Below are 14535 nucleotides of genomic sequence, written 5' to 3' on the forward strand. Positions count from 1 at the left end.
CGCGGCCCGGGAGGCCGGCGGCGGGCGCCGGGGACGGAGAATGCGTCCCCGGCGCCCGCCGCCCACGCAGCCCCTCCCAAGCGGGTCCTTCCCTACATGCCCTCGCGGCGAACACCTTCCCCGCAAGCACTACAATTCCGGCAAGGACTCCGCCGCCGCGCGCGGCGGGCCGCCCCGCCCACTCCCGATAGGCCTTGCCCGATGTCATCCCAACAAATCCTCGCCGGCTTCCACGCCGTGCAGGCGCGCCTGCGCCACGCCCCGGACTCCATCCGCGAGGTCTACCTGGACACCGCGCGCCAGGACGCCCGCATGCAGCGCTGCATCGAACAGCTGGAAGCCGCGAACGTGCGCTGGCACGCGGCCGACGCCCAGCGCCTGGAAGGCCTGGCGCGCGGCGTGCGCCACCAGGGCATCGTCGCCCTGGCCCGCCCCCGGCCCCTGGCCGTCTCGGCGGACGAGGTGCTGGACGCCCTGGAAGACCGCGGCGAGCCGGCCCTGCTGCTGGTGCTCGACGGCGTCACCGATCCGCACAACCTGGGCGCCTGCCTGCGCACGGCCGACGCCGCCGGGGTGCACGCCGTGATCGCGCCGAAGGACCGGGCTGTGGGCCTGAACGCCACGGTCCAGCGCGTGGCCTGCGGCGCGGCCGACACCGTGCCCTATCTGACGGTCACCAACCTGGCGCGCACCCTGCGCGCCCTGCGCGAGCGCGACATCTGGCTGGTGGGCACGGACGACGCCGCGCCGCACGGCCTGCACCAGGTCGATGCGCGCCGGCCCATGGCCTGGGTGATGGGCGCCGAAGGCGAAGGCATGCGCCGCCTGACCCGGGAGACCTGCGACGAACTGGTGTCCATCCCCATGCGGGGCTCCGTCGAAAGCCTGAACGTCAGCGTCGCCAGCGCGGTCTGCCTGTACGAGACCGTGCGCCAACGGCTGACGCCGGCCTGAGCCCGAGCCGCGCGGCCCGGGTGGCCGCAAGGCCTCCCTGCTGGCCGCCCGCCGTCCCCACGGGAGCTGTTGCCATATGACGCGGCCCCATGGCAAAAAAGCGCATAATGTCCCGGCTGGCGCGCCCGCAGGGGCCGCGCCTTTCCATTTCAATCCGACCGCACCGTCTTCCCATGTCCGATCAAGGCTTCACCACCCGGCTCGTCCACGCCGACCACCGCGCCCAGCTGGAGCACGGCGCCATCCATCAGCCCATCCATCCGTCCACCGAATACGCCTACACCGACGCGCGCGAGCTCGCCGCCGTGTTCCAGGGCAAGGCGGGCTACACCTATGCCCGCCAAGGCACGCCGACCACGGCCTCGCTGGAGGCCAAGGTCACGGACATGGAACACGCCCAGGCCACGGTGGCCTTCGCCACCGGCATGGCGGCGCTGAACGCCATCTTCTTCGCCCTGCTGCGCCAGGGAGACCACCTGATCGCCAGCAAGTACATCTTCGGCAACACCAACAGCCTGCTGATGACGCTGGAGAACTTCGGCGTGGAGCTGAGCCTGGTGGACGCGACCGATGCCGCCCAGGTCGAGGCGGCGATCCGGCCCGACACCCGCATGGTCTTCGTCGAGACCATCGCCAATCCCGGCACCCAGATCGCCGACCTGAAGGCGATCGGCGAACTGTGCCGCGCGCGCAGGCTGGTCTACGTGGTGGACAGCACCCTGTCCTCGCCCTACCTGGCCCCGGGCCGGGATTTCGGCGCCTCGCTGGTGGTCAATTCCCTGTCCAAGCACATCGGCGGGCACGGCAACGCCCTGGGCGGCGCCGTCACCCAGACCGGGCTGTACGACTGGTCCGGCTTCCCGCACATCTACGAGCAATACCGCAAGGGCGACCCGCGCGGCTGGGGCCTGCTGCAGATCAAGAAGAAAGGCCTGCGCGACATGGGCGGCACGCTGTCCTCGGACGTGGCCCACCGCATCGCGGCGGGGGCCGAGACCATGGCGCTGCGCATGGACCGCATCTGCGCCAACGCCCTGGCGCTGGCGCGCTTCCTGGAAACGCACCCGCAGGTCAGCCGGGTCCACTATCCCGGCCTGCCGAGCCACCCGCAGCACGCGCGCGCCACGCAGTGGTTCGGCGGCCGCTACGGCGGCCTGCTGGGCGTCGAGCTGCACGACCACGTGGACGTCTTCGACTGCCTGAACCGCCTGCGCGTCGCCGCCCTGGCCACGCACCTGGGGGACAACCGCACGCTGGTCCTGCCCGCCGCCCACACCATCTACTACGAAATGGGGCCGGAGCGCCGCGCCCTCATGGGCATCCCCGACGGTTTCCTGCGAATCTCGGTGGGGATCGAAGACGAAGCCGATCTGATCGGCGATTTCGCCCGGGCGCTGGACGCCGTGGGGGCCTGATTCGGGCTTGGGGGTATACCCCTACCCGATGACGGGATTTTTAACAAACGTCAGGAACCACGCGGGTTTCCAGTGATTTGTTCTTGACACTCCAGGCATTCAAAGGCTTAATACGCCTTAGCCTCCGAACCGGGGGTCCCGCCGCATTACGGCCGCGGAAACCGGATCGGCTTGGCTGCGACAGACCATCATCCATCAAACGTCTGGCGGATCGTCCGCCAGGCCACAATAAACCTCAGGGGTATTTCATCAATGAACAAGACCGAGCTGATCGAGCATATTTCCTCCAAGACCGATCTCTCCAAGGCCGACGTGGGCCGCGCCCTGGAAGCCTTCGTGGGCGCCGTGAAGACCACCCTGAAGAAGAAGGGCTCGGTCACCCTGGTGGGCTTCGGCACCTTCGCCGTGTCCGAGCGCGCCGCGCGCACCGGCCGCAATCCGCGCACCGGCGAGGAAATCAAGATCAAGAAGGCCCGCGTGCCGAAGTTCCGTCCGGGCAAGGCCCTGAAGGACGCCGTGAACGCCAAGTAATCCAGCGCCGCATCGCATGAAAGGCCGCCGCGATACGGTGGCCTTTTGCTTTTTCAAGCTACAATGCCACGCCTGCCGGAGGTCCGGCGGGCGCCACACGGCCGGGTGCTTAGCTCAGTTGGTAGAGCGGCGCCTTTACACGGCGTAGGTCGGGGGTTCGAGCCCCTCAGCACCCACCACGGCCCGGCACGCCGGCCCCGCGGCAGTCCGCCCGCTAGCGCCGGCCGCGGCTGCGCTCGAAGAAATTCATCAGCGCCCGATAGAACCGCCGCGAGCTTTCCCGGTAGCCTTCCTGCGTGAAGTGGATCAGGTCGGGTCCCACCCAGCCGCGCGCCTGCCAGTCGAGCATGGGGCAGTCCCCGTCCATCGCGGCCTCCCAATCCCAGTACAGCGTCTTTTCCTGGCGCGCCACGTCGAGCTGGACGCGCTTGACCGTCTCGTGCATCGGCACGCCGCGCTCGCCGCAAGGCAGCGCCGCAGGCTTGCCCGGATCCAGGGCGCCGGGCGCCCCCAGCAGCAGCACCGCGGCTTCGGGCAGGGCCTGGCGCACCTGGCGGATGCCCTGCGCCAGGCCGGCGGCGAGAGCCTGCGGATCGAGCTGGCCGTTGAAGGCTTCGTTGGTGCCGTAGGCGATGATGACGAGGTCCGAGCCCGACCGCCTCAACTGGTCCAGCCAGCCGGGCGACCACCGCGTCCAGATGTCCTGGCGCGAGCCGTTGACGCCGATGGGAGACACGAGCGCGCCGCTCGTGTCGGCGCGCCGCAGCCAGATCCCGCCGACTTCGGCGGCGCCCGCCGCGGGCGCCACGATCTGGAACGGCAGCCGCACCGGGACCTGCACGTAGGACCAGCCGCCGACCGGCTCGCCGCCATCCAGGGGCAGCCGCCGCCCGTCGGGATTTTCGACGAACAGGCCCGACCGGCCACCGGGGCGCACCAGCACGGTCGCCAGGTAAGGGGACTGGTCCGGGGCCCAGGAGGCCACCCGCGTGACCGCGCCGGCCTGCGCCGGCGAGGCGATGTCGCCTCCCAGCGGAAAGGCGTCGGACGCCTGGTCGAGGCTGCTGGTGAGCCGCCAGCCCTGCGATTCGAGATTGACGCGCTGATGGCCCTGCCCCGGCACGGCCATGGGCGGCAGCCAGCCCACGCCGGCATCCCCCAGGCGCTGCTGCAGGCCCACGCGCAGCCCCGCCGTGAAGGCGTCGGAAGCCGTGTGCGAATCGCCGAACTGCACGATGGCGAACGGCCGCTCGGAGCGGCCGGCCTCGACCGCCCAGAAGCGCTCGGCCAGACGGCCGGCGCGGGGATCGCCGAAATCCCGCAGCGCCTGGGCGTGCGCCGGCCGGGAGGCCGGAGAAGCGCCGGAGGCGCCGGGCGAGGCCGCCCGCGCGGGGCCAATCTGGCAGGCCGCCGCCATGAGCAGCGCCGCCATGAACGAAGGCAGCAGGCGCGCCGCCTTGATGCGTGTGATCGGGCGAATGGAAGTCTCCCCGGAGAACTTGACCGGAACGAAACGGACTGGCGGGCCGCCGCGCGGCACCCAGGCCATCGCGGCGGCACGTTCCAGCGCGTTCCAGTGTAGCCGAGTCGGCGGCGTGCGGCGGCATCCGTCTGCGCGCGGATTTACAATCCCCGCCATGAACCCCACACCGCATCCCCCGGGCTCGCAGCGCTGCGGCCTGGACGCCCTTGGCCAGTTCGACGAGATCGTCGACGTGCGCACGCCGGCCGAATACGCCGACGACCACATCCCCGGCGCCCTGAACGCACCCGTGCTCAGCAACGAGGAGCGCGTCCTGATCGGCACCATGTACGCCCAGGAATCGCCCTTCAAGGCCACGCGCCTGGGCGCCGCCCTGGTCGCGCGCCACATCGCCGAATACCTGGAGACGATCTTCGCCGACCGTCCGCGCAGCTGGCGGCCGCTGATCTACTGCTGGCGCGGCGGCAAGCGCTCGGGCGCCATGACGGCCTGGTTCAACCTGATCGGCTGGCGCGCGCGCCAGCTGGACGGCGGCTACAAGACCTGGCGCCGCCACGTGATCGACACGCTCGCCACCCGCCCGGCCGGCCTGGACTGCATCGTGCTGACCGGCCCCACCGGCTCGGGCAAGACCCGCCTGCTGCAATCGCTGGGCGCGGCCGGCGCCCAGATCCTCGACCTGGAGGGCCTGGCGCGCCATCGCGGCTCGCTGCTGGGCGCGCTGCCGGACCGGCCGCAGCCCAGCCAGCGCGGCTTCGAGTCCGCCCTGCTGCGGGCCATCGAGGCCCTGGACCCCGCCCGCCCCGTCTTCGTCGAGGCCGAAAGCCGGCGCATCGGCCAGCTGAGCCTGCCCGACACGCTGCTGCAGGCCATGCACGCCGGCCGCTGCGTGCGCGTGCGCGCGGCCCTGCAGCAGCGGGTCTCGTTCCTGCTGCAGGACTACGCCCACCTGTTCGATGCGCCCGACGACTTCGGCCGGACGCTGGAGCGGCTGATCGGCCTGCACAGCCGCCAGACGGTGCGCGACTGGCAGGCGCTGATCGCCGCGGGCCGGCGCGCCGAACTGTTCCAGGCGCTGGTGGAAACCCACTACGACCCCGCCTACCGCCGCAGCAGCGACTCCCATTACGCCGGCCTGGGCGAGGCCGCGACCTTCGACTACGACCCCACCGCCGACGACGGCCATGCCCAGGCGCGCGCCCTGATCGAACAGCTGCGCGTCCCGGCCTGAACTGCGCCCTTCCATTCCCGGATCATCCGCCTCCATGAACGCTCCCGACACCCCGACTTCCGTTCCCCGCCTGACCTCGCTGTCCCACGGCGGCGGCTGCGGCTGCAAGATCGCCCCGGACGTGCTGGCGCGCCTGATGCGCGACGCCCTGCCCGCCGGATCCTTTCCCGACCTGCTGGTGGGCACGCAGTCGTCCGACGACGCCGCCGTCTACCGCCTCAACGACGAGCAGGCGCTGATCGCCACGACCGACTTCTTCATGCCCATCGTCGACGATCCGCGCGACTTCGGCCGCATCGCCGCGACCAACGCGCTGTCGGACGTGTACGCCATGGGCGGGCGCCCCATCCTGGCGCTGGCCATCGTCGGCATGCCGATCAAGGCCCTGCCGCACGACACCATCGCCGCCATCCTGGCGGGCGGCGCCTCGGTCTGCCAGCAGGCCGGCATTCCCATCGCGGGCGGCCATTCGATCGACTCCGTCGAGCCGATCTACGGCCTGGCCGTCATCGGCCTGGCGCACCCGGACCGCATCAAGCGCAACGACCGCGCCCGCGCGGGCGACGTCCTGATCCTGAGCAAGCCGCTGGGCGTGGGCATTTTGTCGGCCGCGCTGAAGAAGGACCGGCTCGGCGCCGAGGGCTACCGCGCCATGATCGACAGCGCCACCCGGCTGAACACTCCGGGCGCGCGCCTGGCCGGGCTCGACGCCGTGCACGCCCTGACCGACGTGACCGGCTTCGGCCTGCTGGGCCACGCCCTGGAAATGTGCCGGGGCTCGGGCCTGCGCGCCGAGGTGTCCTACGCCAGGCTGCCCTGGCTCGCGCCCGCCCCCGAGTTGGCCCGGGAGGGCATCCGCACCGGCGCGTCCGAGCGCAACTGGAACGCCTGCGGCGCCGAAACCACCCTGGACGCGGGCCTGCCCGACGAGGCCCGCGCCCTGCTGACCGACCCGCAGACTTCCGGCGGCCTGCTGGTCGCCTGCGCGCCGGAAGCCGCCGACGAGGTGCTCGCCCTGCTGCGCGCCGACGGCTTCGCGCAGGCCGCGCGCATCGGCCGCCTGGAAGCCGGCCCCGCCCATATTCGAGTATCCTGATTGCCGTCCCACGCCCCGGAGTCCCCATGGCCGATCCCCTGATCATCGCCCGCAACGCCGACGTCCAGGCCGCCCTGCTGCCCCAGCTGGCCAACCGCCACGGCTGCATCACCGGCGCCACCGGCACCGGCAAGACCGTCACCCTGCAGGTCCTGGCCGAATCGTTCTCCCGCATCGGCACGCCAGTCTTCATGGCCGACGTCAAGGGCGATCTCTCGGGCATCTCGCAGGCGGGCGCCGCCTCGCCCAAGCTCGCCCGGCGCCTGGCCGACCTGGGCCTGCCCGAGCCCGCCTGGGGCGCCAGCCCGACGACGCTCTGGGACATCTTCGGCGCGCAGGGCCACCCGATCCGCGCCACGGTGTCCGACCTGGGGCCGCTGCTGCTGGCGCGCATGCTGGACCTGAACGACACTCAGGAAGGCGTGCTGAACCTGGCCTTCCGCGTCGCCGACGACGAGGGCCTGCTGATCCTGGACCTGAAAGACCTGCGCGCCATGCTGCAGCACGTGGCCGACCACGCCGCCGAATTGCGCACCCGCTACGGCCAGGTGTCCGCCGCGTCCATCGGCGCCATCCAGCGCAGCCTGCTGCGCCTGGAATCCGAGGGCGCCGACACCTTCTTCGGCGAGCCCATGCTCGACGTCTTCGACTGGATGCGCACCGACGCCCAGGGGCGCGGCATGGTCAACATCCTGGCCGCCGACCGGCTGATGCAGTCCCCGCGCCTGTACGCCGTCTTCCTGCTGTGGATGCTGGCCGACCTGTACGAACGCCTGCCGGAAGTGGGCGACCTGGACAAGCCCAAGCTGGTGTTCTTCTTCGACGAGGCCCATTTGCTGTTCAAGGACGCGCCCGCCGCCCTGCTGGAAAAGATCGAGCAGGTCGTGCGCCTGATCCGCTCCAAGGGCGTGGGCGTGTATTTCGTCAGCCAGAACCCGGCCGACATCCCCGACACCGTGCTGGGCCAGCTGGGCCACCGCGTGCAGCATGCCCTGCGCGCCTACACCCCGCGGGACCAGAAGGCCGTCAGGACCGCCGCGCAGACCATGCGGCCCAATCCCGGGCTGGACATCGAGGCCGCGATCACCGAACTGGCCGTGGGCGAGGCCCTGGTGTCCCTGCTGGACTCCAAGGGCCAGCCCACCCCCACGCAGCGCGTCTGGATGGCCGCGCCCGGCAGCCGCATCGGGCCGGCCACGGCGGCGGAACGCCAGGCCCTGCTGGGCGCCTCCATGCTGGCCGGCAAGTACGACCAGGCGTTGGACCGCGAATCCGCCTACGAGATCCTGCTGCGGCGCGCCCAGTCCGGGGAGGCCGCGCCCGCCGGGACGCGCGGCGCCGCCGCTGACGGCGCCGGCCGCGCCGAGGCGCCCGCAGGCGAGGGCAACGGCATCGCCGGCGTCCTGGGCGATTTCCTGTTCGGCTCCACCGGGCCGCGCGGCGGACGCCGCGACGGGGTGGTGCAGTCGGTCGCCAAGAGCATGGTGCGCAACGCCGCCAACCAGTTGGTGCGCGGCCTGCTGGGCTCGCTGGTCGGCGGCCGGCGGCGCTGAGGCCACGCGACCGAGCCCATGATGCAGGACAGGACGCGCATGTCGACCCGATCCCCCGCAACTGCGGCGCCGGCCACCGTGCCCGCCGCACCGGCGACCTCGTCCGCCGCCCCCGCCGCGGCGGACCTCGTGCGCTGCCGCTGGTGCACCGACGATCCCCTGTACGTGCGCTACCACGACGGCGAATGGGGCGTGCCCTCGCGCGACCCCCGGCACCTGTTCGAGATGCTGATCCTGGAAGGCTTCCAGGCGGGCCTGTCCTGGATCACCATCCTGCGCCGGCGCGAGGCCCTGCGCGCCGCGCTGCTGGACTTCGACCCCGAGGCCCTGGCGCGCACCGACGAGGCCTGGGTCCAGGACCGCATGCAGGACGCCACCCTCATCCGCAACCGGCTCAAGCTGCGCGCCGCCGGCGCCAACGCCCGCGCCTGGCTGGCCCTGCCCGACCCGGTCGGCCTGGTCTGGTCCGTGGTCGGCGGCCGGCCGGTCATCCACCACTACGCGGCCCCGGAAGACGCGCCCGTCGCCGGCCCCGAGGCCGAGGCCCTGAGCCGCCTGCTCAAGCGCCACGGCTTCACCTTCGTCGGCCCGACCATCTGCCAGTCCTACCTGCAGGCCATCGGCTGCCTGATGGACCACACCACGGACTGCCACCGCCATCGGGCGCTGGCGGGTTAGGCGGGGCGCCGGGGTCCACGAGGCCGCGCGCCCGCACATGGAGCACCGCAGCGCACCCACATGAAGCACCGCAACGCGCCCCCATGAACCACCGCAACGCGCGCATGGCACACCGCAGCACGCCCATGGAACATCGCCCCATGCTCACGGAACCCCGCGGCGCGCCCCCGGGGCCGGCCGCCTCGCCGCTGGCGCAGGCCTACCGGGCCGCGCACTACCGCATCGACACCGACCCGCCGCTCGTGCTGCGCATCGGCCAGGCGCATCCGGCGCTGCGCGCCCTCGCGCCGCACGGCGGCGTCTTCCTCACCGCCTGCAACCCGCGCAGCCGCCGCCTGCGCCCCGCCGCCAACGCCCGCCGCCTGCGCGCGCTGCGGCGGGCGGTCGCAGGGCTGGGCCACGCCTGGCTGCCGGGCCGGGGCCTGGACCCGCGGGGCCTGTGGCCCGACGAGCCCAGCCTGTGGATCCCGGGCCTGTCGCTGGACGCGGGGCTGCGGCTGGCGCGCCGCTTCGGGCAGAACGCCCTGGTCTGGTGCGGACCGGACACGGTGGCGCGGCTGGCGTGGACCGCTCGATGCGGGCCCGCCGGCACGGACGGACACGGGGCGGACGGACACGGGGCGGACTGAAACGGGCCGGCCGATGCGGACCGCCGCCCATCTGCTAAGGTAGGCGGATCGCCCGACGCCCCGGAGCCCGTCCATGTCCCGCCTGTTCACCCGCCACACCACCTTCCACGCCGTCATCGCCCTGACCCTGCTGTGCGCCCTGCTGGCCCTGTCCTTCAGCGCCGCCTGGTGGCTGCCCTGTCTGCTGTTCCTGGGCCTGAGCCTGCTGGGGATCTACGACCTGCGCCAGACCCGCCACGCCATCCGCCGCAACTACCCGGTGATCGGCAACCTGCGCTTCCTGTTTGAATACGTCCGGCCGGAGGTGCGCCAGTATTTCTTCGAGGACGACACGCTCAAGCTGCCCTTCTCGCGCGTGGACCGCTCCCTCGTGTACCAGCGCGCCAAGCAGCAGATGGACCAGCGCCCCTTCGGCACCCAGGGCGACGTCTACGGCAACGACTACGAGTGGATCAACCACGCCATGGTGCCCGCCCACGTCCCGGACAGCGACTTCCGCATCACCGTCGGCGGGCCGGATTGCAGGCAGCCCGTGAGCCTGTCGGTCTTCAACATTTCCGCGATGAGCTTCGGCGCCCTGTCGGCCAACGCCGTCATGGCCCTGAACAAGGGCGCGGCGCTCGGCCGCTTCGCCCACGACACGGGCGAAGGCGGCGTCAGCCGCTACCACCTGGAGCACGGCGGCGACCTGATCTGGAACATCGGCTCGGGCTACTTCGGCTGCCGCGACGAGAACGGCCGCTTTTCCGAGGAGCGGTTCGCCGACATGGCCCGCCGCGACAACATCCGCATGATCGAGCTCAAGCTGTCGCAGGGGGCCAAGCCCGGCCACGGCGGCATCCTGCCGGCGCCCAAGGTCACCCTGGAAATCGCCGCCGCGCGCGGCGTGCCGGTCGGCGTGGATTGCGTGTCCCCCTCCAGCCACGGCGCCTTCGGCACCCCCATCGAAATGATGCGGTTCCTCGCGCGGCTGCGCGAACTGTCGGGCGGCAAGCCGGTCGGCTTCAAGCTGTGCATCGGCCACCCCTGGGAATGGTTCGCCATCGCCAAGGCCATGCTCGCCACCGGCATCACGCCCGACTTCATCGTGGTCGACGGCGCCGAGGGCGGCACGGGCGCGGCCCCGATCGAATTCGTCGATCACGTCGGCACGCCGCTGCGCGAAGGCCTGCGCCTGGTCCACAACACGCTGGTGGGCATCGGCCTGCGCGAGCACATCCGGCTGGGCGCCTCGGGCAAGGTCATCAGCGCCTTCGACATGGCGCGCATCATGGCCCTGGGCGCGGACTGGTGCAACAGCGCCCGCGCCTACATGTTCGCCATCGGCTGCATCCAGGCCCAGACCTGCCACACCGGCCTGTGCCCCACCGGCGTCACCACGCAGGATCCCAAGCGCCAGCAGGCCCTGGTGGTGGCCGACAAATCCGTGCGCGTGGCCAACTACCACGCCAACACGCTCAAGGCCCTGGGCGAACTGCTCGGCGCGGCCGGCCTGACCCATCCCAACCAGCTGCGCCCGCACCACATCGCGCGGCGCATCGCCAACGGCGAAGTGCGCGTCCTGTCCGCCCTGTTTCCCGACCTGGAAAAGGGCGAGCTGCTGGAAGGCCGCTTCCGCAACACGATCTTTCGCACCGCCTGGCCGATGGCGCAGGCCGAATCCTTCGAGCCGCTCTACAGCCTGAGCGCGGCCCTGTCCGGCCATGCCGACACCACCGCCGCGCCGGACCGGGATCCGGCCGCGCAGCCCGGGACGGATGCCGCGGCAAACGGGGCGGAAAACGGGGCGGAAAACGCGGCGCGGAGCACGGTGCGCAACGCGGTGCGGGCCTCGGCGGCAAACGGGGCGAGTGCCGGGGCGAAAGACACGGCGTGAGGGCGCCTGCAGGCCCCGGGCGAAGCCGCCTGCGCGCCGCACGGCAGGGTTCCATGGCCCGGTGCCCAGCGGCCCCCGCCTGGATGGAAAACGAGGGAAACAGCGAAATCAGGGAATTCACCTATGGTCTGGAATTCCGGCCGATCTATACTGGAATCGCTACCCGATGGTAGTCCATCACGCCTCGAAGGCGTTGACTTTGCACCGCTCCCATGCGGTGCAGCTGCCCACAGCGGCAGCAGGGCCCCGCCAAAAGGCGGGGCCTTCGCATTCAGGGGGCCGCTTCCACCCGGTTGCGTCCGCCCTGCTTGGCCCGGTACAGGGCCTGGTCGGCGGCCTTCAGCGTCTGCTCCGCGGCGCCGCCGTCCCAGGCGGCCACCCCGGCCGACAGGGTCACGACCTCGTCGCCCAGCATCCGCGCGCGCTCCATGCCGGCCCGCAGGCGCTCCGCGATCCGCAGGGCTCCGTCCAGATCGGTCGCCGGCAGCACCACCAGGAATTCCTCGCCGCCCAGGCGGAACAGCGCATCTTCCTGGCGCGCCTGCGCCCGCATCAGATCCGCCACGCCGGCGATCACCCGGTCGCCCACGTCGTGGCCATGGCGATCGTTCACCCGCTTGAAGAAATCGATGTCCAGCACCACCATGGCGAATGGCTGCCGCCGTTCGTCCAGGGCCTTCAAGGCGGTCTCCAGCCCGCGCCGGTTGCCCAGCCTCGTCAGGGGATCCGTATTCGCGGCGCTGTAGAGCTCGCCCATCTGGGTGCGGACCCGCCCATACGCTTCCAGCAGTCCCCCGCGCAGGCGCTGCGCCTCCAGATACCAGCAGTTCACCGCGGCGATCCGCCGCAGGCCGCCTTCCTGGTCGCCATCGCGGATGATCTGCGACAGCTCGCCCAGCGGGCGCGAGATCCAGCCCGACAGCAGCCACAGCAGCGCGAGCAGGGCCAGGGCCGGCCATACCGTCAGCCCCAGCACCCGCAGCATCAGGTCGTTCAGCCCCTGCAGGGCGGCGTGCACGGGGCGCTGCACCACCACTCCCCAGTCGGCCGCCGCCACGTGGGCATATCCGGCCAGCATGTCCACGCCGCGGCTGTTGACCAGCCGCATCTGGCCGGAACGGCCCTTGCGGACGGCCTCGATCACGGGATTGCCCAGCACCACCGTGCCGATGCGCCCGGTCTCCGGGTGGTACAGGAGCCGCCCGCTCGAATCGACCACGTAGACGTAGGTGCCGTCGCGGAAATATTGCTCGCGCGCCAGGCGCTGCAGGCCGCCGTCGGCCCGCAGGTACATCGTCGCCGACAGGCGGCCCACGGGACGACCCCCGGCCTCGAACAGCGGCTGCGAGATCACGATGGCCAGATTGCCCAGCACCGTCACGAACGGCGCGCTGATGGTCGACACCCGCTCGTCCACCAGGTCGCGCCACTGCGCCGAATCCAGCTGGCGGCCCTTCAGGCCGAGCGATTCCGGCGCGGCCGCGCGGACGATGCCCCGTATGTCCACCACCGTCACGGCATTGAACCCCAGCTCCAGGCGGCGCAGCCGGTCGACCTCGGCCTGCTGCACGGCCGGCGCCATCCCCGAGCGCTCCATCTGGTCGGCCGCATAGGCGAGATTGCTCTGCGCCCGCAGCAGCAGATCGGACGTGGTCTTGGCGAGCTTGGCGGCAAAGGCCTCGTTGGCGTCCAGCGTGCTCGCCATCAGCTGCTGGCGCTGCACCTGGTAGGCCCCCGCCATCCCGCCCGCCAGCATCACCGCCGCGCTGAACACGGCCAGCGACAGGATGAGATGCCGCAAGTTGATCCCGGCCAATCTCCCGGCCCATCGTCGGATGCGCATCCGCCTGCCTCTCCCTGCGGGGTCGAGCCCGCTCCGATTTTTTCTTTAAATTTGAACTATACGCCAGCCGGGCTGGGCGCTCCCCGGCATCCTGCGGCGCCACACGCCGCCGCCGTCCCTTGAACCGGACATTTCTATTTGGGAGGCAGCCGGGGCATTTCCATCCGGCCTGGCTGTCCGGGGGGGAGCCCCCGGGGGGAGCGACTTGCGCGCCGAAAATTCACCCCCTATAATGGCGTGCTTTGGCGCATTAGCTCAGCCGGTTAGAGCGACGGAATCATAATCCGCAGGTCCCCTGTTCGAATCAGGGATGCGCCACCAGAATTCTTCCTGTTGGATCAGGGCATCAGAGCCACTCTTTGCGGTGGCTTTTTTGTTGCCTGCGGCTTGACTGTCAACCCAGTGTCAACGCAGGATCAGCACGCAGGATCAGCCGGCCACCTTCAGCGTCTGCAAGTCCAGCAGCGTGAACTGCCCACCCTCACGCCAACCGCCCGTATCGATGTAGAAGACATTGCCCAACTGCGCCATTCTGGACAGGGTGACATGCCCATGGACTACGGCGCGCACATTTCTGATGGGCTGCATGTACCGTGTGCGGTAGCGATCCGCCGACCACAGACAGGTCTCCCGATCGCCGGCGCTGAATCGTTCATGATGGATGGCCTGCCAGTCGTCATACGGGAAATCGGCATGTACGATGCCAACCACACCTTGCGGAGTGCCCACCTCCATCGCCAGCGGCAACTCGCGTAGACGCTGCGCGATGCGCTCCTGCTTGGCCTTGCTGTGCTGATCCAGCCATTGGCCGCCGTGCTTCACATGATCGACCGCAGGATACGGATCACCGACGGCCCTGCGCCAAGCCATCAAATCATGGTTGCCACAGATGGCATGAAACCAGGGTCGATCCAGCCAATCCAGCACATGCTGGGATTCCGGCCCGCGATCCACCAGATCACCCACCGAAAACAGCCGGTCGAATTCTGGCGCAAACCGGATCTCCCGCAAGGCAGTTTCCAGCTTGCTAAAGCAGCCGTGTATATCGCCCACCGCGAAGTCTCGGCCTGACTCGTTGGCGCTGAACCGTTGCACAAGGGGATTACAGAAGGTCATGCTTTTGCCGGGGGACGGTAACGCTGAATTTGTCTTGGCGACGTGATCATGGCCAGGTCGTCATGTCCTAACGCCATCTGATCGCTATAACGTACCGAGCCGATGCCTGCCATGTCAAGGACGGGCACGG

General features: G+C 70.8%; 12 protein-coding genes and 2 tRNA genes. 11 read left to right on the forward strand and 3 right to left on the reverse strand.

The window, feature by feature from the left end:
• Nucleotides 1-201 precede the first annotated feature (201 nt).
• The 4 genes from rlmB to HNR28_RS03920 all read left to right on the forward strand — a co-directional run bounded on the left by rlmB (nt 202) and on the right by HNR28_RS03920 (nt 3079).
• Entirely contained in the window at nt 202-954 is a 753-nt protein-coding gene (gene rlmB / locus HNR28_RS03905; protein ID WP_170288477.1) for a 23S rRNA (guanosine(2251)-2'-O)-methyltransferase RlmB, read from the forward strand.
• A 173-nt stretch (nt 955-1127) separates the two neighbouring features.
• Complete coding sequence (locus HNR28_RS03910; protein ID WP_151024829.1) at nt 1128-2369, forward strand: cystathionine gamma-synthase family protein; 1242 nt, start codon at nt 1128-1130, stop codon at nt 2367-2369.
• Nucleotides 2370-2621: 252 nt separating this feature from the next.
• Entirely contained in the window at nt 2622-2900 is a 279-nt protein-coding gene (locus HNR28_RS03915; protein WP_043681629.1) for an HU family DNA-binding protein, read from the forward strand.
• 103 nt (nt 2901-3003) lie between these two features.
• Nucleotides 3004-3079, forward strand: a tRNA-Val gene (locus HNR28_RS03920).
• Between the two features lie 35 nt (nt 3080-3114).
• Here HNR28_RS03920 and HNR28_RS03925 read toward each other — a convergent pair.
• Nucleotides 3115-4332, reverse strand: a complete 1218-nt coding sequence (locus tag HNR28_RS03925; protein WP_170288475.1) for a GDSL-type esterase/lipase family protein — start codon at nt 4330-4332, stop codon at nt 3115-3117.
• A 205-nt stretch (nt 4333-4537) separates the two neighbouring features.
• Between HNR28_RS03925 and mnmH the strand changes: the two genes are divergently transcribed.
• The 6 genes from mnmH to HNR28_RS03955 all read left to right on the forward strand — a co-directional run bounded on the left by mnmH (nt 4538) and on the right by HNR28_RS03955 (nt 11446).
• Nucleotides 4538-5614 carry a tRNA 2-selenouridine(34) synthase MnmH gene (gene mnmH / locus HNR28_RS03930; protein WP_151024827.1) on the forward strand — a complete coding sequence of 359 codons (1077 nt, stop codon included), beginning with the start codon at nt 4538-4540 and terminating at the stop codon, nt 5612-5614.
• Between the two features lie 34 nt (nt 5615-5648).
• Nucleotides 5649-6710, forward strand: a complete 1062-nt coding sequence (gene selD / locus HNR28_RS03935) for a selenide, water dikinase SelD (RefSeq protein WP_043681623.1) — start codon at nt 5649-5651, stop codon at nt 6708-6710.
• Nucleotides 6711-6736: 26 nt separating this feature from the next.
• Entirely contained in the window at nt 6737-8263 is a 1527-nt protein-coding gene (locus tag HNR28_RS03940) for a helicase HerA-like C-terminal domain-containing protein (protein ID WP_151024826.1), read from the forward strand.
• Between the two features lie 39 nt (nt 8264-8302).
• A complete protein-coding gene (locus HNR28_RS03945) occupies nt 8303-8941 on the forward strand; it encodes a DNA-3-methyladenine glycosylase I (protein WP_151024825.1) in 639 nt (212 codons plus the stop codon).
• Between the two features lie 140 nt (nt 8942-9081).
• Nucleotides 9082-9570: a DUF3293 domain-containing protein gene (locus HNR28_RS03950; protein WP_184142517.1), complete on the forward strand. Its 489-nt coding sequence runs from the start codon at nt 9082-9084 to the stop codon at nt 9568-9570.
• Between the two features lie 73 nt (nt 9571-9643).
• Nucleotides 9644-11446, forward strand: coding sequence for an FMN-binding glutamate synthase family protein (locus HNR28_RS03955; protein ID WP_151023841.1), 1803 nt, complete (start codon nt 9644-9646; stop codon nt 11444-11446).
• Nucleotides 11447-11717: 271 nt separating this feature from the next.
• Here the strand turns inward: HNR28_RS03955 and HNR28_RS03960 are convergent, their stop codons facing one another.
• Nucleotides 11718-13247 (reverse strand): sensor domain-containing diguanylate cyclase, encoded by a 1530-nt coding sequence (locus HNR28_RS03960; RefSeq protein ID WP_170288409.1) that lies wholly within the window; start codon nt 13245-13247, stop codon nt 11718-11720.
• 286 nt (nt 13248-13533) lie between these two features.
• On the opposite strand from HNR28_RS03960, the gene HNR28_RS03965 reads away from it, so the two are divergent.
• Nucleotides 13534-13610, forward strand: a tRNA-Met gene (locus HNR28_RS03965).
• A gap of 108 nt (nt 13611-13718) precedes the next feature.
• Here the strand turns inward: HNR28_RS03965 and HNR28_RS03970 are convergent.
• On the reverse strand, nt 13719-14405 hold the full coding sequence (locus tag HNR28_RS03970; RefSeq protein ID WP_151023839.1) for a metallophosphoesterase: 687 nt from the start codon (nt 14403-14405) through the stop codon (nt 13719-13721).
• Nucleotides 14406-14535 lie beyond the last annotated feature (130 nt).

Source organism: Castellaniella defragrans (genome assembly GCF_014203015.1).
GTDB lineage: Bacteria > Pseudomonadota > Gammaproteobacteria > Burkholderiales > Burkholderiaceae_B > Castellaniella > Castellaniella defragrans.

What these genes read in the sequence shown, in the direction of transcription:
- mnmH (WP_151024827.1), top strand. Translation starts at nt 4,538, where the DNA reads ATGAACCCCACACCGCATCCCCCGGGCTCGCAGCGCTGCGGCCTGGAC.
- HNR28_RS03955 (WP_151023841.1), top strand. Translation starts at nt 9,644, where the DNA reads ATGTCCCGCCTGTTCACCCGCCACACCACCTTCCACGCCGTCATCGCC.
- HNR28_RS03910 (WP_151024829.1), top strand. Translation starts at nt 1,128, where the DNA reads ATGTCCGATCAAGGCTTCACCACCCGGCTCGTCCACGCCGACCACCGC.
- HNR28_RS03925 (WP_170288475.1), bottom strand. Translation starts at nt 4,332, where the DNA reads ATGGCGGCGCTGCTCATGGCGGCGGCCTGCCAGATTGGCCCCGCGCGG.
- HNR28_RS03940 (WP_151024826.1), top strand. Translation starts at nt 6,737, where the DNA reads ATGGCCGATCCCCTGATCATCGCCCGCAACGCCGACGTCCAGGCCGCC.
- rlmB (WP_170288477.1), top strand. Translation starts at nt 202, where the DNA reads ATGTCATCCCAACAAATCCTCGCCGGCTTCCACGCCGTGCAGGCGCGC.
- HNR28_RS03950 (WP_184142517.1), top strand. Translation starts at nt 9,082, where the DNA reads ATGCTCACGGAACCCCGCGGCGCGCCCCCGGGGCCGGCCGCCTCGCCG.
- HNR28_RS03970 (WP_151023839.1), bottom strand. Translation starts at nt 14,405, where the DNA reads ATGACCTTCTGTAATCCCCTTGTGCAACGGTTCAGCGCCAACGAGTCA.
- selD (WP_043681623.1), top strand. Translation starts at nt 5,649, where the DNA reads ATGAACGCTCCCGACACCCCGACTTCCGTTCCCCGCCTGACCTCGCTG.
- HNR28_RS03945 (WP_151024825.1), top strand. Translation starts at nt 8,303, where the DNA reads ATGTCGACCCGATCCCCCGCAACTGCGGCGCCGGCCACCGTGCCCGCC.
- HNR28_RS03915 (WP_043681629.1), top strand. Translation starts at nt 2,622, where the DNA reads ATGAACAAGACCGAGCTGATCGAGCATATTTCCTCCAAGACCGATCTC.